This window comes from Telluria sp. AZSoR62 (assembly GCF_058111565.1).
Map to the genome: position 1 here is coordinate 1 of NZ_JBYTST010000056.1, position 539 is coordinate 539.

The window sequence follows — 539 nt, forward strand, 5'->3', positions numbered from 1 at the left end:
TGGCTGTGCCCGAAAGGGAACCTGAACACAGGTGCTGCATGGCTGTCGTCAGCTCGTGTCGTGAGATGTTGGGTTAAGTCCCGCAACGAGCGCAACCCTTGTCATTAGTTGCTACGCAAGAGCACTCTAATGAGACTGCCGGTGACAAACCGGAGGAAGGTGGGGATGACGTCAAGTCCTCATGGCCCTTATGGGTAGGGCTTCACACGTCATACAATGGTACATACAGAGGGCCGCCAACCCGCGAGGGGGAGCTAATCCCAGAAAGTGTATCGTAGTCCGGATTGTAGTCTGCAACTCGACTACATGAAGTTGGAATCGCTAGTAATCGCGGATCAGCATGTCGCGGTGAATACGTTCCCGGGTCTTGTACACACCGCCCGTCACACCATGGGAGCGGGTTTTACCAGAAGTAGGTAGCTTAACCGCAAGGAGGGCGCTTACCACGGTAGGATTCGTGACTGGGGTGAAGTCGTAACAAGGTAGCCGTATCGGAAGGTGCGGCTGGATCACCTCCTTTCTAGAGTAGCACCGGGTCT

At 54.9% G+C, this 539-nt stretch carries 1 rRNA gene; it reads left to right on the forward strand.

Annotated elements, in window-relative coordinates:
• A 16S ribosomal RNA gene (locus AC3XQU_RS22830) occupies positions 1 to 520 on the forward strand; the annotation flags it as partial.
• Between the last annotated feature and the right edge of the window lie 19 nt (positions 521 to 539).